At 48.1% G+C, this 20,438-nt stretch carries 22 protein-coding genes; 19 read left to right on the top strand and 3 right to left on the bottom strand.

Features of this window, described 5'->3' with window-relative positions; all coding sequences use genetic code 11:
- Positions 1–57: 57 nt before the first annotated feature.
- Complete coding sequence (locus tag AKN87_RS05660; RefSeq protein WP_053102759.1) at positions 58–1,923, top strand: ATP-dependent nuclease; 1,866 nt, start codon at positions 58–60, stop codon at positions 1,921–1,923.
- A 186-nt stretch (positions 1,924–2,109) separates the two neighbouring features.
- Here AKN87_RS05660 and AKN87_RS05655 read toward each other — a convergent pair whose 3' ends face one another.
- Positions 2,110–3,087, bottom strand: a complete 978-nt coding sequence (locus AKN87_RS05655; RefSeq protein ID WP_053102758.1) for a LuxR family transcriptional regulator — start codon at positions 3,085–3,087, stop codon at positions 2,110–2,112.
- Between the two features lie 89 nt (positions 3,088–3,176).
- Here AKN87_RS05655 and AKN87_RS05650 point away from each other — a divergent pair, with 89 nt between their 5' ends.
- The 11 genes from AKN87_RS05650 to AKN87_RS05605 all read left to right on the top strand — a co-directional run bounded on the left by AKN87_RS05650 (position 3,177) and on the right by AKN87_RS05605 (position 10,752).
- Positions 3,177–3,404, top strand: coding sequence for a helix-turn-helix transcriptional regulator (locus AKN87_RS05650; protein WP_053102757.1), 228 nt, complete (start codon positions 3,177–3,179; stop codon positions 3,402–3,404).
- A 1-nt stretch (position 3,405) separates the two neighbouring features.
- Positions 3,406–4,257, top strand: a complete 852-nt coding sequence (locus tag AKN87_RS05645; protein ID WP_053102756.1) for a helicase RepA family protein — start codon at positions 3,406–3,408, stop codon at positions 4,255–4,257.
- Positions 4,244–5,008: a hypothetical protein gene (locus AKN87_RS05640; protein ID WP_053102755.1), complete on the top strand. Its 765-nt coding sequence runs from the start codon at positions 4,244–4,246 to the stop codon at positions 5,006–5,008. Before AKN87_RS05645 ends, AKN87_RS05640 begins: the two co-directional genes overlap by 14 nt.
- A gap of 788 nt (positions 5,009–5,796) precedes the next feature.
- Positions 5,797–6,048, top strand: coding sequence for a FitA-like ribbon-helix-helix domain-containing protein (locus tag AKN87_RS12495; protein WP_053102754.1), 252 nt, complete (start codon positions 5,797–5,799; stop codon positions 6,046–6,048).
- On the top strand, positions 6,048–6,473 hold the full coding sequence (locus AKN87_RS05630; RefSeq protein ID WP_053102753.1) for a type II toxin-antitoxin system VapC family toxin: 426 nt from the start codon (positions 6,048–6,050) through the stop codon (positions 6,471–6,473). The genes AKN87_RS12495 and AKN87_RS05630 overlap by 1 nt, the downstream gene beginning before the upstream one ends.
- A 172-nt stretch (positions 6,474–6,645) precedes the next feature.
- Complete coding sequence (trbJ, locus tag AKN87_RS05625; RefSeq protein WP_053102752.1) at positions 6,646–7,443, top strand: P-type conjugative transfer protein TrbJ; 798 nt, start codon at positions 6,646–6,648, stop codon at positions 7,441–7,443.
- Between the two features lies 1 nt (position 7,444).
- Entirely contained in the window at positions 7,445–7,597 is a 153-nt protein-coding gene (locus AKN87_RS12300) for a hypothetical protein (protein WP_158487776.1), read from the top strand.
- A 1-nt stretch (position 7,598) separates the two neighbouring features.
- Positions 7,599–9,137, top strand: coding sequence for a P-type conjugative transfer protein TrbL (gene trbL, locus AKN87_RS05620; RefSeq protein ID WP_053102751.1), 1,539 nt, complete (start codon positions 7,599–7,601; stop codon positions 9,135–9,137).
- 3 nt (positions 9,138–9,140) lie between these two features.
- Positions 9,141–9,338: a hypothetical protein gene (locus AKN87_RS05615; RefSeq protein WP_053102750.1), complete on the top strand. Its 198-nt coding sequence runs from the start codon at positions 9,141–9,143 to the stop codon at positions 9,336–9,338.
- A 62-nt stretch (positions 9,339–9,400) separates the two neighbouring features.
- Complete coding sequence (locus AKN87_RS05610) at positions 9,401–9,625, top strand: type I toxin-antitoxin system ptaRNA1 family toxin (protein WP_053102749.1); 225 nt, start codon at positions 9,401–9,403, stop codon at positions 9,623–9,625.
- A 560-nt stretch (positions 9,626–10,185) separates the two neighbouring features.
- Positions 10,186–10,752, top strand: a complete 567-nt coding sequence (locus AKN87_RS05605; protein ID WP_053102748.1) for an NADPH-dependent FMN reductase — start codon at positions 10,186–10,188, stop codon at positions 10,750–10,752.
- A gap of 74 nt (positions 10,753–10,826) precedes the next feature.
- Here AKN87_RS05605 and AKN87_RS05600 read toward each other — a convergent pair whose 3' ends face one another.
- The gene (locus AKN87_RS05600; protein WP_053100154.1) at positions 10,827–12,479 is read right to left on the bottom strand and encodes an electron transfer flavoprotein-ubiquinone oxidoreductase; all 1,653 of its coding nucleotides are present in this window, start codon (positions 12,477–12,479) and stop codon (positions 10,827–10,829) included.
- A 403-nt stretch (positions 12,480–12,882) separates the two neighbouring features.
- Here AKN87_RS05600 and AKN87_RS05595 point away from each other — a divergent pair, with 403 nt between their 5' ends.
- Together AKN87_RS05595 and AKN87_RS05590 are read left to right on the top strand one after the other, a co-directional pair.
- Positions 12,883–13,632, top strand: a complete 750-nt coding sequence (locus AKN87_RS05595; RefSeq protein WP_053100152.1) for an electron transfer flavoprotein subunit beta/FixA family protein — start codon at positions 12,883–12,885, stop codon at positions 13,630–13,632.
- A complete protein-coding gene (locus AKN87_RS05590; protein ID WP_053100149.1) occupies positions 13,632–14,561 on the top strand; it encodes an electron transfer flavoprotein subunit alpha/FixB family protein in 930 nt (309 codons plus the stop codon). Before AKN87_RS05595 ends, AKN87_RS05590 begins: the two co-directional genes overlap by 1 nt.
- A 105-nt stretch (positions 14,562–14,666) precedes the next feature.
- On the opposite strand, the gene AKN87_RS05585 is transcribed toward AKN87_RS05590, so the two are convergent.
- Positions 14,667–15,674: a DUF481 domain-containing protein gene (locus AKN87_RS05585; protein ID WP_231692570.1), complete on the bottom strand. Its 1,008-nt coding sequence runs from the start codon at positions 15,672–15,674 to the stop codon at positions 14,667–14,669.
- 78 nt (positions 15,675–15,752) lie between these two features.
- On the opposite strand from AKN87_RS05585, the gene AKN87_RS05580 reads away from it, so the two are divergent.
- The 5 genes from AKN87_RS05580 to groL all read left to right on the top strand — a co-directional run bounded on the left by AKN87_RS05580 (position 15,753) and on the right by groL (position 20,382).
- A complete protein-coding gene (locus AKN87_RS05580; RefSeq protein WP_053102747.1) occupies positions 15,753–16,091 on the top strand; it encodes an MGMT family protein in 339 nt (112 codons plus the stop codon).
- A 41-nt stretch (positions 16,092–16,132) separates the two neighbouring features.
- Positions 16,133–17,638: an AmpG family muropeptide MFS transporter gene (locus AKN87_RS05575; RefSeq protein ID WP_053102746.1), complete on the top strand. Its 1,506-nt coding sequence runs from the start codon at positions 16,133–16,135 to the stop codon at positions 17,636–17,638.
- A gap of 71 nt (positions 17,639–17,709) precedes the next feature.
- On the top strand, positions 17,710–18,216 hold the full coding sequence (locus AKN87_RS05570; RefSeq protein ID WP_053102745.1) for an FxsA family protein: 507 nt from the start codon (positions 17,710–17,712) through the stop codon (positions 18,214–18,216).
- 178 nt (positions 18,217–18,394) lie between these two features.
- A complete protein-coding gene (locus AKN87_RS05565; RefSeq protein ID WP_053100138.1) occupies positions 18,395–18,688 on the top strand; it encodes a co-chaperone GroES in 294 nt (97 codons plus the stop codon).
- A 53-nt stretch (positions 18,689–18,741) separates the two neighbouring features.
- The gene (groL, locus tag AKN87_RS05560) at positions 18,742–20,382 is read left to right on the top strand and encodes a chaperonin GroEL (RefSeq protein ID WP_053100136.1); all 1,641 of its coding nucleotides are present in this window, start codon (positions 18,742–18,744) and stop codon (positions 20,380–20,382) included.
- Positions 20,383–20,438 lie beyond the last annotated feature (56 nt).

The raw sequence follows: 20,438 nt of genomic DNA, 5'->3' as shown, positions 1-20,438 counted from the left end.
TACAAACATAATCGCCCATTTAGGGGCTCCATATCGAAAAATAGCGAGAGATAACATATGTCAGATGATCAAAATTGGCCCTTGGTGGTTAATATCGATTTGGTAGGACAAGCGCCTAGTCAGGGTGTTATTGAGGTTCAACCTGGCTTGACGATACTGGTAGGCCCGAACGGAACAGGCAAAACACGTGCATTGCGTGCGATCAAAAATGCTGTGGCATCATCAGGGATTCTTGGGGCGACGCGCAAAGTGCATTTTCTCTCGGCAGGGCGAACTAGCCCGATGGAGCGATACCGGTCAGCGGTCGACCATCCAAACTCGATAGAATCAGAGAATGCCGCTGTGGGCCAAACTTACTTTCAAAGTCAGTGGTGGGATCTAGAGTCGATTACGGGAGTTTTGCTAGCACTAAATCAAAGAGCAGATCTACGCCTGAAGGTTGAGGCACGACTACAACAGCTGTTTGATCGAAGTGTTGAGTTGAGTTGGTCGCAGTCAGGATTAACTGTTGAAATTGCTTCATTGCTAGGTGGCAGTACGTATGCGGCAAACCATGAGGCTAGTGGTATCATCCAATTAATTGCCCTGCTAGCAGCCATCCATAATGATGAAATTGGTGCGCTATTGATAGACGAGCCTGAAATCTCATTGCATCCTCAGCATCAGGCCTTCATTCTTGAGGAGATGCGGAGCGTTGCTGGAGATCCTTGCGACACGAACAAGAAGCTTATTGTTATTGCAACTCATTCGACGACTATGGTGTCTCTGCAGTCATTGCGCGAGTTGCCGTCGATCGCATTCTTCAGCTCTGCGTTTAGAGCTCCTGCACAAGTCAAAACAAATGACGATATTCTAAAGCGCACCAAGCTTTCGGCATTGATAGCTCGACTCAGTGCTACTCATCGTATGGCGATGTTTGCTGAGCGCGTGCTATTGGTAGAAGGGCCTAGCGACGAAATCATTGCTACCCAGCTCGCTAGTCGATTGGATCAACGTCTGTTGGCTCGCAACGCTCAGATTTTACCGGTGACAGGTAAAGGCGAGTTCGTGGAGGCGGCAAAACTGTTTCGCTTGATGGGTAAGCATGTTGCTGTACTCGCAGATTTGGATGCTTTAGCGGATGATAATACGCTGGTTCGAGACTTCAGTAACCAGCCTGCAGCATCATCAGTTGCTGAGAGCATCGGGCAGAGGTCTATCATAGACTTAGATAGGAACTTGCGTACCGATCTGTCGGAGTTCATCAAGAATCACAATGTTGCTGTATCAGCGGCTGCGGAGACGTATGAAGACTGGTCAAGTGGTGATTCTAAATCGAAAAGCCTTCAGCGTGTAACTCTTGCGCGTCTGCTAACTGAACCAGAAACTTTCGATGCATCAGCGGGTGAAGCTGCTTCAGGTCTTGCTACCCGTTTCCAAGTGTTAATTGACGCGCTTGCTCAACTTGGATGTTTTTTTTTGCGGCGTGGAGCAATCGAAAATTATTTTGATGATAAGTCAAAAGACAAGAGCAAACCTGAGCTAGCTGCAGCTGTTGCGGCAACGTTCAGCCAGTCATGCGTAAGTAGTATAGAAAGCAACTACGCTGATGTTATTTCAGCACTGAAGCAAATTGCTCCGAATCATCGTGTCGATGAGGATCTTTTACTTCGGCCTAAGCTTGGGGCTGCTTTAACCGCAGTTTTTCTCTCGATGGAAAATACGTCGACTGATGACCAGCTGAACGCGATTGCAAGAACGACCGTTGGCTCGTATGCGGGGGTGTTTCATCTAAGTAATTGCAGTGATAGCAGGAGTCTTCGAATCGAGGTTGAAATCCACAGCTCTCTCTTTAAACGTGATTCTTTTCCTTTCAAAATCGGTATCGATGAAAACGTTAATACAGTCGTTCTCAAGAAGCTTCCAGGTATACAAGCTGAGTAGAATCGATAAGGATTTCTTCGTGCATCGTTACTTTGCATTGGGTCGTGCCCTTTCAGTATCAACCGAGTGGCTGCGACTCAATGTATATGAGTAAATCGAACATCTGCCTTGGTTGTTTTCTGTCTGATAGAGTTTGGGCTAAATCCGAGTCAGGAAATTTTAGCCGCTAAAATTTCCCTTGGTGTTTTACCTTTTCAGTTGGAGTAGCAAGGGTATCGAGGCCAACGACTTCAGCGCCTTTGACACCGTCTGTCGTTCGATGCCCAGTTGTCGAGCGATCTCCGACTGATTGAGCCCATCCCATTGAAGTATCAGAATTTGTTTTTTGCGATCTGATAGCTTCAGGTCCACCATTAGCCGCGCCTGGTTGCGCAGTTCTCCTTTGTCGGCTGGTTGTAAGGTCTGAGCCAAGATGTACTGATGGAAATAACGATCCACCAGAGGGTCGCCTGAGGCTGCTTGCGGGGTGGTGCGCTTTACGCACTGACGACTAAGCCGATCAAGCTCGAGGTTGAATTGCTTGAGAGATCGCTTTGCTTGCCGATAGGCAGGGTTCCGACTGCCGTCAGACAGGATAGGTTTGTGCTCGGCACAGTATTGATGGCTGAGTTCGAGTTTCTTGCGTTCTTGCAGCTCTACGTCATTGATTTGATCATCAGCGGCCGTTGCCATGAAGCTGGCGAACTCGGTCAGTTCTCCACATAGATCACAAAAGCCATGCTGACGTTGCGCGTTTAAATTGACACCTGTTTTGACAGTAGATTTTTTAGGACGTTTGCATGCGCAGTCCCAAACCAGGCCGGTTAGTGTTTCTATGGTTGCAACAAAGCGTTGATCCCTTGAGTCCTGCCTGTCTTCTGTCTTGATGAATTGGCGTAGCAACTGTCGCTGCAGTTGAACCATCGAATCAAATCCGACTAATCGGATAATCTCACTGAAGGCTATTCCTGTCCCGGCACCAGCTACGAAGCCTGAGTAGTGCGCTGGCAGAGTTTTCATGTAGCTGGCTACAGCAGGATCAATGATTTCTTTTATTAACCGTCTGATGTGGTAGCGTCGGGAAGCGATGGAGTAGGGGCGCCAACGCCCCTGAAAGCGTTTGATGGCTTTTGAGATGTTGGGGTCGCATCCTTCACAAATAGTAATAGTTTGTTCTTTTTTCATAGTGTCAACCTTTTTGGGTAAGTATAAGGCTGTCTCTATATGAATTGCTAGGCAGGATAGGGCATCCGTAAGCAACAGGAGGTCGGATCATGCAATCTATAACTAGCAAAACACTCATCAACAGAAAAAAGCTCCTAGAGATCATTCCGCTCTCGTCGAGGACCATCTACAACTTGGAGCAGCGTGGAGAGTTTCCACGCCGTATCGCGCTCACTTCCAGAAACGTTGCATGGGATTTGTCGGAAGTCGAAGAGTGGATTGATGCACGTAAGTCGTCAGGTATCCAGGCAGCCCGCCCTGGCGATGCGAGGGGCTGATATGGCACTTGACCTTATGGCTGCTTTTACTGAGCAGCCGCCACCCCTGGATTACGTTTTGCCAAATATGGTGGCTGGTACTGTAGGTGCGATTGTATCGCCAGGAGGTGCGGGTAAATCCATGCTTGCCTTGCAGTTGGCAGCCCAGATTGCCGGTGGCCCCGATCTATTGGGTATAGGCGAACTGCCTACTGGTTTGGTGATTTACTTGCCCGCCGAAGATCCGCCCACAGCCATCCACCATCGCCTGCATGCTCTTGGTGCATACCTAACAACCGAGCAAAGGCAGATCGTGGCCGATGGCTTGTTGATTGAGCCGTTAATTGGAAAATGCCCCAATATCTTGGCTGCGAACTGGTTTGATGCTCTAAAACGCTCTGCAAGGGGTCGTCGCTTGATGATCCTCGATACCCTTAGGCGTTTCCATATCGAAGAGGAAAACGCCAGTGGAGCGATGTCCCAGGTCGTTGGACGCATGGAGGCGATAGCCGCTGAGACCGGCTGCGCTATTGTGTTTTTACATCATGCCAACAAAAGTGCATCCGCCTCGGGCTCTGGCGACCAGCAACAGGCCAGTCGGGGATCGTCGGTTCTGGTAGATAACATCCGCTGGCAGTCATATCTGTCAGGTATGACCCAGTCAGAAGCCGAGACATGGGGTGTTGAAGATAGCCAGAGAGGGTATTTCGTCCGATACGGTGTCAGCAAAGCAAATTACGGTGCACCTTTTAAGGAATGCTGGCTTAGACGCCACGAAGGCGGTGTGCTCAAGCCAGCTGTGCTTGAGCGTCAGAGATACCAACCGTCTGCGAAACTAAAGTCTGTCGCGAGGAGCGGCAATGACAACTGGTAACCAGGTTGTTCCAACCAGTACCGCATTGCAGGCCCGATTGATGATCTATCAGCCCAGCCAACGCCCGCGAGAGCGAGCAGGCCAGTGGATGGAGACTGGATTTGGAAGATGCCGCGTAACTGGCAGGCTAGGCCAGCGTCACGCAGATGTTGTGGAGTCCATGTTGTATGTAGCTGAACGGCGTCGAGAAATATCAGATGGTGGTATCGAGCTGCTAGTTGACCCAGCGAAACTGCGTCGAACACTATCTGATCACCAGTACAGCCATGGTCGTATCCAGAAACTACTGGCTGATCTGCGGGCTGCTACGGTAGAAATTGTAACACCGGAGCTGGAACGGTCTGGCAGCAGCATCATTGGAGGATTGATAGACCACGTTATTCCGTCACCCATGTCTCGCCATGATCCTCTTACCGGTGGTGAGCGTAATTTATGGCGTGTGCGGCTGGGCGTAGCCTTGGTCATCTTGCTGGAAAGGGACTTGTCTCTGTATTACTCGCCGGGGCCTATTGCCAGACTGCAGCATGGAATCAGCCAAGCGGTTGCTCGCCATGTATTTACGCATAGAAGCGTTCCAGTTGGTGGATGGCATCTGGACACACTGCTTTGCGCTGTAGGTGGTAAAAAAATCGATAGCATGACCCTGCGTAATTATCGGCGGCGGATAAGAGAGGATGCTAACGGTTTGGCTGAGGTCGGTATCGAAGTAGACGTTGAGAACAGGGTAAAGCGTGTCACAGGGGCCCGATAGCGTGTCACAGGGGCCCGAAGGCGTGTCACAGCGGCCCGATTTTTTGAGGGTTTAGCAGTATATTCAGGATACTTCAGGGTATCCAGAAGGAGTTATCCCTCGCTGGATGCGAGTGACCACTCCTTTTATGGATAAAGCCCGTTTGGGCTTTATCAATCGGCCATAGGCCGATGGTTGAACGCCAAGAGAAGGGACGCAAGGTCGCCTGCAGTGCTGTGCCCCTCAAGTGTCAATAGTGCGCCTGATCCATGCCCCTCAAGTGTCAATAGGCTGCCTGTATGAAAAATGCAATTGGGCTGAGCGGGAGGTGGCATGCAGATAATCACCAGCAGATAGGCGACAGGCCATGACGGATTTTTTCTTGGCGTATAACCTTGCTTTTCTCGTTCTTTTCATATTTTTCTGATCAGCTCGAGAACGCTATAAGTGCGCTATTTCAGCGCTATTGGGCCACTACTACAGCGCTGCTAGTGCTCATTGGAGCGCGTTATAACGCTGTTATAGCCTTGGCAACGGCAAATGAAAGGTAAAAGTGCAAAGGTAGTGAGAGATTGAATAATGGGGTTGCGAGGAAACAACAGCTGAGCAGCGGGCAGGATGTGTGAAGTAGGCCCACCATGCAAGCATGGTGGTCTCTTCACTTACACTTATTCGCACCTTCGGCGCTCAACGTGAATCCTGCTCTGCGAGGCTATCGGCTACCGCCTGGCAAAAATACAAAGGCGCTTGCTACCTTTGAAAGCGTTTCATATAATTGAAAGCATAGACTACATTAGGAGGGTTTGATTATGGGAGTGCGAGCAGTAACAGTTCGGGACGTTCCCGAAGAGGTACACAGAGCGATTCGAGTCCGAGCAGCACAACACGGCAGATCACTCCAGGCGGAAATGCTGGCCATTTTTGAGCAGGCAGTAAAACCTGAAGGGCGCGTCAAGTTGGGCAATTTGTTGGGCGAAATCGGGCGTGAAGTAAAACTGACTGATGAAGAAGCAGCAGGTTTTGAACGCGACCACTCACCGGCACGGGCTGTGAGTTTTTAATGATTTTGCTTGATACAAATGTTCTATCTGAACAGTTCCGGGCAAAGGCTGATGAGCGTGTTTTGGCCTGGCTGAATGACCAGCCACTTGAGACGCTGTATTTGTCTGCAATGACCGTTGCGGAGATTCGCGCAGGTGCTGCGCTGATGCCGGATGGCAAGCGTAAAAAACTGCTTAGTTCAAGGATTGAAGAAAGGCTGTTGCCGTTGTTTGCAGGGCGTGTGTTGTCGTTTGATATGTCATGCACAAGAGCTTATGCAGAGGTGCTTGCAACTGCTAAAAAGTCCGGTAGCGGCATTGCAGCTGCAGATGCAGTAATAGCAGCAACAGCGCACGAAGGCGGTTTTATTGTTGCAACAAGAGATACAAGCCCGTTTGAAGCAGCGGGATTGAAAGTGATTAACCCTTGGAGTGAGAGCGAGTAACAACTAGCAGTACATACACCGAAGCTAAATAAATAAGGCCGGGCGTAACGGTGTCGCTAAGGTCAGGGTGCCATGACAGTCAAAGGCGAACTGTCACAGTAAAGACCCAACCCACAGCAGATGTGGGGCAGATTAGCCAACAAGTCTAATTACTTTACTGTAGGTACTCGGTATGAATCGTGTTCGTATTTTAGCGGCTAAAACCGCACTTGCCGTTGCGCTCGCAACTGGCATCACTACCCCAATTTATGCGGGTATTCCAACTATTGATGCTGCAAACATTATTCAAACAACAGTGACTGCTTTTGAGTCTGTTGCACAGACGTTGAAGCAAGTTGAGCAGTATCAAAAGCAGATTGAGCAATACGCTACGCAGCTGCAGCAGTATGAAAACATGCTGCAAAACACTATGGCCCCGGCTGCATATATCTGGGACCAGGCGCAAGCGACCATGAACAAGCTGATCGAGGCTCAAAACACTTTAGCGTTTTACCAGAATCGACTGGGCAGCCTTGACAACTATCTAGCCAAGTTCCAGGACGTTGCTTACTACCGCAGCAGCCCGTGTTTCAACGGCAGCGGCGGCTGTACAGAAGCAGAATGGAACGCCATGAATGAAAATCGGCAGCTGGCGAGCGAGAGCAGAAAAAAGGCAAATGATGATTTGCTGAAAACCGTTCGTAATCAGCAAGAAGCATTGCAGAAAGATGCCGGGCAGCTTCAGCGTTTGCAGGGTGCAGCGCAGAGTGCAGAAGGACAGATGCAAGCCCTTGGCTTCGCTAATCAGCTTGCCAGCCAGCAGGCAAACCAGCTCCTGCAAATTCGCGGCATTTTACTTGCCCAGCAAACAGCCGTGGGCGCAAAAATGCAGGCGGATGCAGACCGTGAGGCAATCGAGCGAGCAGCGCATGAGCATCTGTACAAAGGGTTGCAAGAGCCAGTGAATCGCTCGAAAAGTAAGGAGTACTGATATGAAAAAAATCATGTGCATATTCGTCCTTGTTTTTTCTTCAACCCTAGCAGGGTGTGGGAAGCCTGAACCAGAGCAGCCGAAAGAAGGTATTCCCGATATTTATAAGGGGTTAGAAACGCCTGTTGATCGCTCTAAGAGCAAGGAGTACTGATATGAAAACTGTATTACGTTTGGTTTTTGGGTCGGTGCTGGTATTCCTTTCTCAGTCTGCAGCTGCAGCGATTGAAAGAGGCGGGGTTTTGAATGAGGTATCAGATAGATTTCTTAATGCAAGTTCAAGTTGGTCGGGAACGATTTCCGGGCATGCTACCTGGTTGTTTTGGACGTTGGTTGTGATTTCTATGGTTTGGACGTTCGGCATGATGGCCTTGCGCAAGGCCGACATTGGCGAGTTCTTTGCGGAGTTTGTGAGGTTTACGGTGTTCACTGGATTCTTCTGGTGGCTGCTGATGAACGGACCAAGCTTCGCTATGGATATTATCAATTCGTTGAGAACGATAGGCTCGGAAGCGTCCGGGCTGGGCCGTGGACTGAACCCGTCAACGCCCATTGATATTGCGTTTGACATTATTGGAAAAGCGGCGAAGTCGTACAGCGTAACAAGTCCAATTGATAACTTGTCGATATTTCTGACTACCCTGGCAATTCTTGCTTGCATGGCAGTGGTCGCTGCTAACGTGCTCCTAGCCCTTGTAACAGCCTGGGTGCTTGCCTATGCCGGTGTGTTTGTCCTGGGCTTCGGTGGTGCGCGGTGGACTTCGGATATTGCGCTGAACTACTTTAGAAGCGTGGCAGGTATTGCATTGAAGCTAATGACAATGACGCTGCTAGTCGGTATCGCTGTATCCATTATTGACGGTTATCACACAAGTCTTGCTGCTAAAGCTTCAATGGATGAGCTGCTGGTGATTTTTGTTGTTTCGCTTGTCTTGGTGATTCTTGTCAATACGATTCCGAATGTCATGGCGGGCTTGATTCCTGGCGGTGGCGCGGCGGCTTCGGCGGGTAGTTCATTTGGGGCTGGGGCGGTGATGGGTGCAGGTATGGCAGCAGCAGGCATGGCTATGGGTGGTGTTGCCATGGCAGGGAAGGCTGCAATGGGAGTGGTAACATCAAGTGCAGGCGGTGCTTCAGCAATTAAAGCTGCTTTCGAAAAAGCCGGTGCTGCAGCTGCTGAAAGTGGTAGTGGTTCAAGTGGTTCAGGCGCAATGGTCAGCATTGAAACTGTCGGAGCGGGCAGCGGTGCTAGTGAAAACGTATCGCCCTTTGCTGAAGCAGCTGGCTTTAATGGTTCAAGTGGTGACTCCGGTGGCTCAGGTGGCGGCTCAGCCAGCACTCAACCAGACCAAGGCGCAGACACAATGAAAGGACAGCAAGCTGCTGGCAGTTCTGATTCCATGAAAGAAAGCGGCAAAAGCGGCAGCGGTGATGGCGGCGGTTTCGGTCATGCTGCAAAAATGGCTGTTGGCACTGCTAGCGAGCTGGCAAAAGGCATAGGTGGCCAAGTGTCGGAAGGCTTCAAAGAGCGTGTAGCGGATACAGCAGGTGGCAAGCTAGCGGCATCAATTCGCGCAAGCATCGACGAGCCAGTAGAGGCCGAAACCAGTCATGAATTCAGCGGCAACAGCATCAGCGGCGTATCTGATGAGTATTCAGATGAAGTAGCAGCGTTTGTGAACAAAAAGGACTAAGTGATGAAAGCTAAAGACCTGGCCGCACTTGCGGCCCTTGTTGAAACGCCAGGAGAAGAAACGGTCGATTATGAGGCGGAGGTTGCGGCCTTTGTGAATCGGGAAGACCCAGTCCCGGAGCGGCCTGTATCTATCAAGCGACAACCGGACTTTAAGACTGAGCAATCACCCTTCGCAGAAGCTGCTGGTCTTAATCAGTAATGACGCACCGGGCTGGTGGCACCCAGCCCGGCACTTTCAATCAACACCCCATGAGGTGAATCATGACAGTACAACAGTTTAACGAAGCGAGCCGAGCAGTACAGCAAGCAGCTGATATTCTTTCTTCCTTGGAGTTCATAGACCAGGCAGATGCACAGCGGATTTGCCAACTGTCGGAAGCGGTGATGAATATGTTCACAATTGTGTATTACCAAGCGGAAACCGGCCGAGCGACGCAGGAGGATTTCAAGACAGCGGTCGGGATGCTGCGGCAAGCGTGCGGCTGATGCTTTGAGTTTGAATAAAGGCGGTCCGGTGACCGCCTTTTTGTTTGTGCCGACAGGTTCGCATAAGAGTCCGAGGCAAAACCTAGGAGTATAGATAATGCTTTGTTTGATATGCTGGTAGGTTTAACATAGGCCCTTTGAGGCAGCATGAGCACGGCAAGGCTGTATCAGGGGTGACCTACTGCCTTCACCATTTATCTACGAAGGGGCGGCGAGTATAAGCCGAGGCGAGTGAGTTGGCTGTGCTGCAATGTGCCTAACGTAGATTGACCATATTTTTCTCTTTTAAACTGAAAATGGTACTATTCATGGCATTGCTTCTGCTTTGCTTTGTAACTTGTTGTAATTTAACGGGTTTTTTCTACCATTTACAATAGAGTGGGAGTGATTCCACGTCTGCATGGCTAGGCATTAAATAGCTAAAACATCCTAAAGCCCGCTTAATTGCGGGCTTTTATATTGCAAATTCTAATATTTAATAGCCACAAAGAATAACCCCATCCTAACTTCTGCCCTAAACCACACTCTAATCTCCGTCTAACCCATGACGGAGAATGAAGATGGTGCATATCGTAGGTGTGGTAGGAAGTTTACGCAAAGGGTCTTATAACCATCATTTGCTGCAAGCGGCGCTAGAACTGATGCCGGAAGGAGCAACCCTTGAGCTCAGAACCATTGAAAATATTCCTTTATATAATGCTGATCTAGAAGCAGAGTTGGGATTGCCTGAGGCGGTGATTAGCTTAAAACAGGCTTTTGCTACGGCTGATGGGGTTATTTTGGCAACCCCTGAATATAACAACGGCATCCCGGGTGTATTTAAAAATGCGATTGACTGGGCTTCGCGGCCGCCAGCGGATGTGCCACAGGTATTTGCGGGCAAGCCTTTTGGCGTTATTGGGGCTTCTACTGGTGGCTTTGGCACCATCTTGGCGCAAGATGCTTGGCTTTCAGTTTTACGTTTTTTAGGCGCAATCCCTTGGTGTGGCAAGCGAGTGCTGGTTTCTTTAGCAGAGCAAGAATTTGATGCGGATGGGCGCCTTATTAATGACGTATTACGGCAGCGCTTAAAAGAGTATTTAGCAGAGTTTGTAACCTTTGTGCAGCAGCAACAACGCGAGAACTGACACTCTCAGCGGATTAATCGCTCAATAAAAAAGCCAACCCTAGGGTTGGCTTTTTCGGTAACGGCGTTAGGCCATTACATGTTGGGATAGTTAGGACCGCCGCCACCTTCTGGAGTAACCCAGGTGATGTTCTGTGATGGGTCTTTAATATCACAGGTTTTACAGTGTACGCAGTTTTCAGCGTTGATCTGGAAGCGCTTATCGCCATCATCGCTAGTTACCACTTCATATACGCCAGCCGGGCAGTAACGCTGTGCTGGCTCATCATATAAAGGTAGGTTTTTGTCTAACGGAATGCTGGGGTCAGCCAGTTTTAAGTGCACGGGCTGGTTGGCTTCATGGCTCGTATTGGACAAGAACACTGAGCTGAGCTTATCAAAGCTGAGCTTGCCATCTGGTTTTGGATAGTCAATCTTCTTCGCTTCAGAGGCTTTTTTCAGCTGAGCATAGTCTGGCTTGGTGTCACGCAGGGTAACAGGGATTTTACCGCCAAAAATATTTTGATCGATAAAGTTAAAGGCACCACCAACAAAGGCACCAAACTTGTGAATAGCTGCACCAAAGTTACGGCTGCGGTACAGGTCATCGTATAACCAGCTGTTTTTGTAGCCTTCTACATAACCCGTTAACTCGTTACCACCTTCGCTGCCGCCAAGTAAGGCTTCAGCTGCAGCTTCGGCAGCTAACATGCCGGACTTCATGGCGGTGTGGTTACCCTTAATTTTGGCAAAGTTAAGCGTACCTAAATCACAACCAATGAGTGCGCCACCTGGGAAGACCATTTTAGGTAAGGAGTTAAAGCCACCTTTAGTGATTGCACGCGCACCATAGGCAACACGGCTACCGCCTTCTAAGTACTGACTTACCACCGGGTGATGTTTGTAGCGTTGGAACTCATCAAATGGCGATAAGTGTGGGTTGCTGTAAGACAGGTCAACAATTAAACCCACTACTACTTGGTTGTTTTCAATGTGATAGAGGAAAGAACCACCTGGGTTTTCATCATCCAATGGCCAGCCAGCAGTGTGCACCACTAAACCTGGCTCGTGTTTGCTTGGATCAATATCCCAAATTTCTTTGATTCCGATACCGTAATGCTGAGGATCAGATTCGCTATCTAAGCCATAATGCTTGATTAACTGCTTACCGATGTGGCCACGGCAACCTTCAGCAAAGAACGTGTATTTAGCACGTAATTCCATGCCGGGTACGTAATCGGCTTTGTGGTTACCGTCGCGATCAACCCCCATGTCACCGGTGAGAATTCCGCGTACTACGTTATTTTCATCGATTAAGGCTTCGTAAGCTGGGAAGCCTGGGTATACTTCAACCCCAAGGTTTTCAGCCTGTTGCGCTAACCAGCGGCACAGGTTACCGGCTGAGATAATGTAGTTGCCTTCGTTGTGCATGGTTTTTGGCACAAACATGTTCGGCACTTTTTGCGCTTTTTCAGCGTTTTTCAGTAGATAAATATCGTCACGGGTGACGGGAGTGTTTAACGGTGCGCCCAGTTCTTTCCAGTCAGGAAAGAGCTCATCTAACGCGCGAGTTTCAAACACGGCACCTGATAAAATATGGCCACCGACTTCTGCGCCTTTCTCTACCACACAGACGCTAAGCTCTTGCCCAGCTTCGTTGGCTTTCTGTTTTAGTCGGCAAGCTGCGGAAAGCCCAGCAGGGCCAGCACCAACAATAACCACGTCGAATTCCATGTATTCGCGTTCCACAAGCGTCTCCTCGTCACAATGATTTAGAATTATAAGTAATTTTAATCTGTAGCCAGCATCTAGTAAAAGTCTTTAGTCTAATAGGTAAATATACTATAAGTTTTGACGTAAACTAAAGAAAAACCTGGTTTCAAAGCCTTGTTCTGCATTATAGCTAGGCTGTAGAGTGTATCCAATATAAACGATCGTTTGAATTTTTGTGAGAAACTCATTAATAATAGTCGTTGTACAGGGTCTTTTAGCGTGTTCTGTGTTGACCCCGTAAGCGGTTACGTTCAAGATAACTCAAATTTTTTAGATTTTTGCATGTATTACTCTATTTCGGAGTAGCTTGCACTGAATATCAGGCCAATAGCATGTGTGCTTGGCTATTTCTTTACTCACCGGAGATAACGAGGAATCCATGAAGGTTCTTGTAGCTGTCAAACGAGTGGTAGATTACAACGTTAAAGTACGTGTTAAAGCGGACAATACGGGTGTTGATCTAGCCAACGTCAAGATGTCAATGAATCCATTCTGTGAAATCGGCGTAGAGGAAGCCGTCCGCTTGAAAGAGCAGGGCGTAGCTACGGAGATTGTTGCAGTTTCTATTGGCCCAAGTACTGCCCAAGAGCAGTTACGCACGGCATTAGCTTTAGGTGTTGACCGCGCGATTTTAGTTGAAACTGAAGAAGAGCTAGGCTCTTTAGCAGTGGCTAAAATCTTAAAAGCAGTGGTTGATAAAGAGCAGCCGCAAATCATCATGCTAGGTAAGCAGGCGATTGATAGCGATAACAACCAAACAGGTCAAATGCTGGGTGCATTAACTGGTTATGCGCAAGGTACTTTTGCTTCTAAAGTAGAAGTTGCTGGCGATAAAGTGAATGTTACACGTGAGATCGACGGTGGTTTAGAGACTGTTGCGCTAAATCTGCCAGCAATCGTAACCACTGACTTACGTCTAAATGAGCCACGTTACGCTTCTTTGCCGAACATTATGAAAGCGAAGAAAAAACCGTTAGAAACCCTCAGCGTAGCTGACCTAGGTGTTTCTACTGCATCAACAGTGAAAACCTTAAAGGTTGAAGCACCAGCAGCGCGTAGCGCGGGCATCAAAGTGAAAGATGTTGCTGAGTTAGTTGATAAATTAAAAAATGAGGCGAAAGTAATCTAATGGCTATTTTGGTTATTGCAGATCACACTAACGCTGCTCTGGGTGCCGCTACCCTGAACACTGTATCGGCAGCCAAAGCTATTGGTGGTGATGTTGATGTTTTAGTAGCGGGTGCAGGTTGTGCCGAGGTAGCTGCTGCAGCTGCGAAAATTGAAGGTGTTAACAAAGTGCTGGTAGCAGATAACGCTGCTTTCGGTCATCAGTTACCTGAAAACGTTGCGCCACTGATTGCTGACTTAGGTAAGGCTTACAGCCACATCTTGGCTCCGGCAACCACCACCGGTAAAAACGTACTGCCACGTGTTGCTGCGTTATTAGACGTTGATCAAATCTCTGAGATCATTGCAGTAGAAAGCGCTGATACGTTCAAGCGTCCTATCTATGCAGGTAACGCTATTGCTACCGTTCAATCTTCAGCACCAATTAAAGTGATCACTGTACGTGCAACAGGTTTTGATGCAGCGCCTGCTGAAGGTGGTTCTGCTGCTGTTGAGGAAGTGACCAATGCTGCTGATGCAGGCATCTCTAGCTTTGTAAGTGAAGAGCTAGCTAAATCAGATCGTCCAGAGCTCACTTCAGCTAAAGTAGTTATTTCAGGTGGTCGTGGTTTACAAAACGGCGAAAACTTCGAAATGCTGTATAAGCTGGCTGACAAAATCGGTGCCGCTGTGGGTGCTTCACGTGCCGCAGTTGACGCAGGCTTTGTACCTAACGATATGCAAGTGGGTCAAACCGGTAAAATCGTTGCACCACAACTATACATCGCAGTAGGTATCTCTGGAGCGATTCAACACCTTGCAGGTATGAAAGACTCTAAAGTTATCGTCGCCATTAACAAAGACGAAGATGCGCCTATTTTCCAGGTAGCAGACTACGGCTTAGTGGCTGACTTATTTGACGTGGTCCCAGAGCTAGAAGCAGCGCTATAAGTTGCTTTGTTGCTGGATTACGCCAGTCTAAGAAAAAACCCATAACTGCAAAGTTATGGGTTTTTTTATCGCACTAAATAAGCAACGGCTAGAAGTTGACTGGGGTTACCAGCCAACCCCAACCCCGATCAGGTAACGGCGATCATTTAAGTTGCCGTGTTTGCTAGCGATTTTATCCCACTCGGTTTTTAAGGTCAGAGAAGCCCAGCTATTCACCTTGTAACGGGCACCTGCCTCAAGATCTAGAATGTAATCCACCTCACTAATAAAGGGCTTACCGACTTCGCCAGTGCTGTAAAGCTCAAGGGTTTTGGCTAAAAAATAACGGTTGTAGTTCCAGCTTAGGGTGCCAGAGTTAAATTTTTTCAGAGTGCGATCGGCGTATTTATAATGATGGTGATTAAATAATGTAGTGAGAGAAAAGGCGCCCAGCTCATTATCCCAAAACTGATAACCAGGGCCGGTACCTAGGGTTTCTTGTTTGCGCAAATCCTCTAGTTTGTCGTTGACGTATTTCGCCTTGCCTTTCCAGAACCATTGCTCGCTTATAAAACGGTCAAGATCGTATTGTAAGTCGAGCGTATCAGTCTTTTTACTGTCATTTTTAATTTCATGGTCATATTCTAGTGCCATAAGGTGCCGCCAGCGTCCATGACGAAGCTCGTTATTCACCGCAACACTGTAATCTTTTACGTCACTTTCTTTCTTTTTATAGTCAGCCGACAGGTGCACATTGCCCTTGAGATAAAAATCTTCAACTAAGGGTTTAGGTGGCATCATTTGATAGATGTTTTCCAGAGCTAAGGTGATGGGTTGTTCACCGTTAACTAGCTGTACGCTACCTTCTGGCCCGCGCTTAAGGGATTTAGCTTGTTGTGAGGCGTTAACTGATGGTTTGACCAAGAGTGGACGATCACTTTCAAGAGTTGAGATTTTGGCCACATCTAAGGTAATGGTGCCAGCGTAATCGGTTTTAAGTAAAAGCTTGCCACGATCTAACACAACAATAGTACCGGTCAGGCGATCATCGTTTTTTAACCAGACAGTGTCAGCATGACTTAACTGGCTAAGCAGTGTGGCGCAGAATAACAAACCATATTTAAGGTAAGACAAAGGGTAATAACTAAGCATAAGGGAGTGGTTTTAGGGTATAAATTTAAGACTAAGAGTAATGGAGGCGAATGAGGTTCAATGCCACGACAAAAACTGACGACAGAGCAAAAGCAGTTTATGCTATTTGCCAGTTTACAGGCTATCCCTCCTGGCAAAGTGATGACTTATGGTAAGTTAGCCCAGTTGGCAGGCTTAGGGCGTGCCGCGCGCTGGGTGGGAACTACTTTAAGTCAATTACCCTCTGATAGCTCTTTACCTTGGCACCGGGTAGTGGCAGCAGGCGGTAAGCTTAGCTTATCGAGTGCAACTGAGCCGGGGCGGATACAGCGGCAAAGGTTGCAGCAAGAAGGTGTAGTAATAACCCAAGACCGCGTATGTTTAGCGCATGTTGAGTGGTGCGCCGGTCGCCTTGAGTAAGGGCAATACAATGATGGATCTAAGTTTAATGAAGCAAATCAATGTCGAGTAAGGCCTGGCGTGGAGCGCTAGAAGCTTATGCTAACCCAGCGGCTCTGGCCTTATTATTTTTAGGCTTTTCCGCCGGCCTACCTTATATGCTGGTATTTTCCACTCTGTCGGTGTGGTTACGTGAGGCGGGGGTAGCGCGTGAAACCATTGGTTATGCCAGCTTAATTGGTTTGGCTTACGCCTTTAAGTGGGTGTGGTCACCGATGCTGGATCAGTGGCGTTTGCCGATTATTGGGCGCTTGGGACGCCGTCGATCGTGGTTGGTCTTTTCTCAATTGGTGATCGCCATTAGTTTAGCCGGGATGGCCTTAAGTGATCCCAAAACTCACTTGGCCGAACTGATTGCGTTGGCAGTTGCAGTGGCTTTTGCTTCCGCTACCCAGGATATTGCGGTAGATGCCTATCGACTAGAAATTGCGGATGAATCACGTCAGGCGGCAATGGCGGCTAGTTATATGGCGGGTTATCGGATTGCGATTTTACTAGCTACTGCAGGACCTTTGTATTTGGCGGAATGGTTTGGTTCAACGGGGCTAGATTATCGTCATGCGGCTTGGGCGAGCACCTATTTAATTTTTGCCTTGCTAATGCTGCCAGGATTGCTGACCACGCTGTGGATGAAAGAACCCGCATTAAGTGCCGAGCTGGGTTACACCCAATCGGTGTATGGCTTAGGGCATCAGTTACTTTCGGTATTGGTATTAGTGGTGTTACTGGTTTCATTGCCGGCACTAGCAACCCAGCTCTTTAATACTGATTTTATGCGAGTGATTAATGGTGAGCTAAGTTGGCTGGGCTTGATCAAAGAAGACCGCGCATTACTCCGCGCACTGTTGTACCTGATCTTAAGTGGGTTGTGCTTATCGAGAATGGGCCGTACAGGCTTGCAGCCAGTGCTGACTCCAATTACTGATTTTGTGTTGCGTTACCGTTGGCAAGCACTGTTGCTGATAGGGCTGGTATCGACTTACCGGATGTCAGATACCGTAACCATGGTGATGGCCAACGTATTTTATCTGGATCAAGGCTTTAGTAAGGATCAGATCGCGGGCGTAACAAAAGTTTTTGGCTTGATTATGACTTTACTCGGCGCAGGCTTGGGCGGCGTGCTGATTTTTCGCTTTGGGGTGATGCCGATTCTATTTATTGGTGGAATTACCTCAGCCATCACCAATTTATTTTATGCCGCATTGGTTAGCGCTGGCACTAATTTACATTTACTGATGTTAATTGTCAGTTTAGATAGCTTCAGTATGGGCTTGGCTACTTCAGCCTTTGTTGCTTTCTTGTCAAGCCTAACTAACCTTAAATTCTCGGCTACCCAATATGCATTGCTAAGTTCACTGATGCTGTTTTTACCTCGTTTAGTCGGCGGTTATTCAGGAGTGTTAGTTGAGCATTTCGGCTACCAGCAATTTTTTATGATCAGCGCCAGTTTGGGCGTGCCAACCTTAATTTTGATTCTGTGGTATTGGCAGATACAAAAAAATGGTTGATGGTGCTTGAATAAGCCTGTGCTTGGCTCCATTAACCACTATGACTTAACGCTAAAGCAGGATGTAACTGAATGCGCTTGTTTTCTTTTTTGTTTGTATTGTTTCCGATTTTAGAGCTGGTGGTGTTGATCCAAGTGGGCAGCAAGATTGGCGTGCTGGCGACGATATTGTTGATTATTTTATCAGCCATTGCAGGGATTACTCTGATTCGTGTGGCTGGCGTAGCGACTGCATTACGGGCCCGTGAACGGTTAATGCAAGGGTTGCCACCTGAGCGTGAAATGCTTAATGGCTTATTAATGGCTGTCGGTGGCGTATTGCTCTTGATCCCTGGCTTTATCAGTGATTTTTTGGGAGTGCTGTGTTTGCTACCCTTTATGCGTGGCTTGGTCATGGACTGGGTGGTGCAGCGCAGCGAGCAGCAGCTTGATGAACAACGTTTTGCGCGGGCACAAGATGCCAATGATCGCCAACGACAACAATCCCATAGAGCCGCAGAAACAGAGCCAGCGGTGCTAGAAGGTGAGTTTCAGCGAGCCGATGAGCCATTTACAAAAAAAGATGAATTGAACCCTTGAAATTAAAAAAGTGGCCCCCATCTTATAGACCAAGTTCTAAACAATAGTGAAGAACGCCGTTTTCAGCTCGCTTAGCGAGCGCTCTATTAGCATCTAAGTGCTGATAGATTTTTAACTAAACCAATTGATGATAACCATCAATTTAGTGTGTAAATAAATCTGTTGGGAGAGATCGACAATGAAGCTTCGTCCTCTGCATGACCGTGTGGTAATCCGCCGTAGTGAAGAAGAAACTAAAACCGCTGGTGGTATCGTGCTGCCAGGTTCTGCGGCTGAAAAACCCAACCAAGGCGAAATCGTAGCCGTGGGTACCGGTCGCGTTCTGGAGAATGGCGATATTCGCGAGTTAGCGGTAAAAGTAGGCGATAAGGTAGTCTTTGGCCCTTATTCAGGCAGCAACACCGTAAAAGTAGACGGTGAAGACTTATTGGTAATGAGCGAGAGCGAAATTCTCGCAGTAATCGAAGCCTAAGTTTACAGACCACTACGTTTAGTTTATTTGCAAACTTTTGAGGAAATAGATTCATGGCTGCTAAAGAAGTGAAATTTGGCGACGCTGGCCGCATTAAAATGCTAGCAGGTGTTAACGTACTGGCAGATGCCGTTAAAGCAACGCTTGGCCCTAAGGGTCGTAACGTGGTTTTAGAGCGCAGTTTTGGTGCTCCGTTAATCACTAAAGATGGTGTTTCAGTAGCGAAAGAAATCGAACTGAAAGATCGCTTTGAAAACATGGGTGCGCAACTGGTTAAAGACGTTGCTTCTAAAGCGAACGATGAAGCGGGTGACGGTACCACTACTGCTACAGTACTGGCTCAAGCCATTGTTAACGAAGGCTTAAAAGCAGTTGCAGCGGGTATGAACCCAATGGACTTAAAGCGCGGTATTGATAAAGCAACCGTTGCTATTGTTGAGCAAATTAAAAGCTTAGCTAAGCCTTGCGCTGACTCTAAAGCCATTGCTCAAGTCGGTACTATCTCTGCAAACTCTGACTCCTCAATCGGTGACATTATTGCCGAAGCGATGGAAAAAGTAGGCAAAGAAGGTGTTATTACTGTTGAAGAAGGTTCCGGTTTAGAGAACGAACTGTCTGTGGTTGAAGGTATGCAGTTTGATCGTGGCTACCTGTCGCCTTACTTCATCAACAAACCTGACACCATGGTGGCAGAGTTAGAAGATCCTTTACTGTTATTAGTGGATAAGAAGATCTCTAACATCCGTGAGTTACTGCCAGTACTTGAAGCTGTAGCGAAAGCAGGTCGTCCACTGTTAATTATTGCTGAAGATGTTGAAGGTGAAGCCTTAGCGACTTTAGTAGTGAACAACATGCGCGGCATTGTTAAGGTGGCAGCGGTTAAAGCGCCTGGCTTCGGTGATCGCCGTAAAGCTATGCTGCAAGACATTGCTATCTTAACTGGCGGTACCGTAGTTTCTGAAGAAGTGGGTCTAAGCTTAGACACCACAACATTAGAGCACTTAGGTCAAGCTAAGCGTGTTGTGATCAACAAAGACGACACCACTGTGATTGATGGCTCAGGTGCACAAGCGGATATCGAAGCCCGTGTGGCACAGATTCGTAAGCAAATCGATGAAACTTCATCTGACTACGACAAAGAGAAACTGCAAGAGCGTCTCGCTAAATTAGCCGGCGGTGTGGCAGTGATCAAAGTGGGTGCAGCAACTGAAGTTGAAATGAAAGAGAAAAAAGCCCGCGTTGAAGATGCGTTACACGCTACTCGCGCTGCGGTTGAAGAAGGTGTAGTGCCTGGTGGTGGTGTGGCTTTAGTACGCGCACTGTTAGCCATTGAAGGCCTAACTGGCGACAACGAAGATCAGAACGTAGGAATTGCTTTACTGCGCCGTGCAGTTGAAGCACCGTTACGTCAGATCGTTTCTAACGCCGGTGACGAGCCAAGCGTGGTAGTTGATAAAGTTAAAAACGGCGAAGGTAACTTCGGCTTTAACGCTGCCAGCGGTGAGTACGGCGATATGATCGCTATGGGTATCCTTGACCCAGCTAAAGTAACTCGCTCTGCGCTGCAAGCAGCCGCTTCTATCGGTGGTTTAATGATCACTACTGAAGCTATGATTGCCGACATTAAAGAAGAAGGCGCAATGCCAGCTATGCCTGATATGGGCGGCATGGGTGGTATGGGCGGAATGATGTAATTCTTTCTACCTCGCGTAGCGTTAGAAAAGGCCATCCATGCGGATGGCCTTTTTTA

The organism is Thiopseudomonas alkaliphila (assembly GCF_001267175.1).
Classification (GTDB): Bacteria; Pseudomonadota; Gammaproteobacteria; order Pseudomonadales; family Pseudomonadaceae; genus Oblitimonas; species Oblitimonas alkaliphila.
Note: the sequence above shows the minus strand (reverse complement) of the source record. Positions and strands in the feature narration are given on the sequence as shown.

Coding starts and splice junctions, on each gene's coding strand:
- AKN87_RS05610 (WP_053102749.1), top strand. CDS start 9,401: ATGACAGTACAACAGTTTAACGAAGCGAGCCGAGCAGTACAGCAAGCA.
- trbJ (WP_053102752.1), top strand. CDS start 6,646: ATGAATCGTGTTCGTATTTTAGCGGCTAAAACCGCACTTGCCGTTGCG.
- AKN87_RS05630 (WP_053102753.1), top strand. CDS start 6,048: ATGATTTTGCTTGATACAAATGTTCTATCTGAACAGTTCCGGGCAAAG.
- AKN87_RS12495 (WP_053102754.1), top strand. CDS start 5,797: ATGGGAGTGCGAGCAGTAACAGTTCGGGACGTTCCCGAAGAGGTACAC.
- AKN87_RS05615 (WP_053102750.1), top strand. CDS start 9,141: ATGAAAGCTAAAGACCTGGCCGCACTTGCGGCCCTTGTTGAAACGCCA.
- AKN87_RS12300 (WP_158487776.1), top strand. CDS start 7,445: ATGAAAAAAATCATGTGCATATTCGTCCTTGTTTTTTCTTCAACCCTA.
- AKN87_RS05565 (WP_053100138.1), top strand. CDS start 18,395: ATGAAGCTTCGTCCTCTGCATGACCGTGTGGTAATCCGCCGTAGTGAA.
- AKN87_RS05645 (WP_053102756.1), top strand. CDS start 3,406: ATGGCACTTGACCTTATGGCTGCTTTTACTGAGCAGCCGCCACCCCTG.
- AKN87_RS05655 (WP_053102758.1), bottom strand. CDS start 3,087: ATGAAAAAAGAACAAACTATTACTATTTGTGAAGGATGCGACCCCAAC.
- AKN87_RS05580 (WP_053102747.1), top strand. CDS start 15,753: ATGCCACGACAAAAACTGACGACAGAGCAAAAGCAGTTTATGCTATTT.
- groL (WP_053100136.1), top strand. CDS start 18,742: ATGGCTGCTAAAGAAGTGAAATTTGGCGACGCTGGCCGCATTAAAATG.
- AKN87_RS05570 (WP_053102745.1), top strand. CDS start 17,710: ATGCGCTTGTTTTCTTTTTTGTTTGTATTGTTTCCGATTTTAGAGCTG.
- AKN87_RS05660 (WP_053102759.1), top strand. CDS start 58: ATGTCAGATGATCAAAATTGGCCCTTGGTGGTTAATATCGATTTGGTA.
- AKN87_RS05640 (WP_053102755.1), top strand. CDS start 4,244: ATGACAACTGGTAACCAGGTTGTTCCAACCAGTACCGCATTGCAGGCC.
- AKN87_RS05590 (WP_053100149.1), top strand. CDS start 13,632: ATGGCTATTTTGGTTATTGCAGATCACACTAACGCTGCTCTGGGTGCC.
- AKN87_RS05595 (WP_053100152.1), top strand. CDS start 12,883: ATGAAGGTTCTTGTAGCTGTCAAACGAGTGGTAGATTACAACGTTAAA.
- AKN87_RS05605 (WP_053102748.1), top strand. CDS start 10,186: ATGGTGCATATCGTAGGTGTGGTAGGAAGTTTACGCAAAGGGTCTTAT.
- AKN87_RS05650 (WP_053102757.1), top strand. CDS start 3,177: ATGCAATCTATAACTAGCAAAACACTCATCAACAGAAAAAAGCTCCTA.
- AKN87_RS05575 (WP_053102746.1), top strand. CDS start 16,133: ATGTCGAGTAAGGCCTGGCGTGGAGCGCTAGAAGCTTATGCTAACCCA.
- trbL (WP_053102751.1), top strand. CDS start 7,599: ATGAAAACTGTATTACGTTTGGTTTTTGGGTCGGTGCTGGTATTCCTT.